General features: G+C 37.7%; 2 protein-coding genes. One reads left to right on the plus strand and one right to left on the minus strand.

Features of this window, described 5'->3' with window-relative positions:
* Nucleotides 1-317 (plus strand): transposase (locus tag Sarmat_RS06690; RefSeq protein WP_202149207.1); only part of this gene is annotated, 317 nt, incomplete at its 5' end.
* Between the two features lie 4 nt (nucleotides 318-321).
* On the opposite strand, the gene Sarmat_RS06695 is transcribed toward Sarmat_RS06690, so the two are convergent.
* Complete coding sequence (locus Sarmat_RS06695; RefSeq protein ID WP_202149969.1) at nucleotides 322-771, minus strand: MFS transporter; 450 nt, start codon at nucleotides 769-771, stop codon at nucleotides 322-324.
* Nucleotides 772-964: the final 193 nt, after the last annotated feature.

Here is a 964-nt window from a genome sequence, read left to right on the forward strand (position 1 = left end):
TAGCTCCTATGGTATTTAATGGTTCATGTAATACCCAGCTATTCGAAAGCTGGGTAGAGCAATTCTTGATCAAAGAGCTAAAAGCTGGGCAAGTTGTGATAATGGATAACGCTGCATTTCATAGATCACAAAAGACAAAAGATCTCATTGAATCTGTTGGTTGTAAGGTAATTTTTCTTCCTCCTTATTCACCTGATTTTAACCCAATAGAGAAATTTTGGGCTAATATGAAGCGATGGGTTAAGCAGAAAATTTCTGACTTTCAGAGTCTTTTTGCTTCGTTATCTTTCTTTTTTAAATACGCTACCTCAAATTAATTTACTATAGAGGTCCAAGGGCTGGGAAGAGCGCTAGTGTGCTACCCATGAGCGAATATACTCTGCCAAGTGCGGCACCGTGAAATGCATCTCTGCATACGGCTTGGCCAAGCACGCTACCTATGCTACCACCAAAAGCTTGGATTAAGCGGCTGATCATTAGACTTGTAATAGAGTTGGAAAAATAGCAGCCGGTACACCCGATAATAAAGAGTAGCAAACCTGCGATAATACAAGGTTTACGCCCTAATCTATCAGAAACTCTACCCCAAAATAAGGTGCCAAGCGCAAATCCAAAAAGATAAATTGTGAGGGTATACTCCACCATAGCTTCACTCGCGTTCAAGTGTCGCGCTATATCAGGTAAGGATGGAGTATAAACGGTTTCAGAGAGTTGTGGAAGACTAGCAATAAGAACAATTAGCCAGATTGCTGGTAATAAAACGTGTGTCATATAAAACATCGAAACGTAAAATGGGACCGTTGCGAGATGAGATTTTAGAAAATTTTGTAGTTAAAATTTTTGTTTGAGTGATTTTATAAGGAGTTTGAGTGATTTTATAAGGATTTTGCTATTAAAAACTGCATAGTTTTTTAGTCAAATCAGAAATTAATCTCATTTTTAGCTGTTTTAGTTTTGTTATAAG

The organism is Candidatus Sarmatiella mevalonica (assembly GCF_016751895.1).
Classification (GTDB): domain Bacteria; phylum Pseudomonadota; class Alphaproteobacteria; order Rickettsiales; family Rickettsiaceae; genus Sarmatiella; species Sarmatiella mevalonica.

Excerpts from the sequence above, each read along its gene's own strand:
- Sarmat_RS06695 (WP_202149969.1), bottom strand. The coding sequence starts at position 771 with ATGACACACGTTTTATTACCAGCAATCTGGCTAATTGTTCTTATTGCT.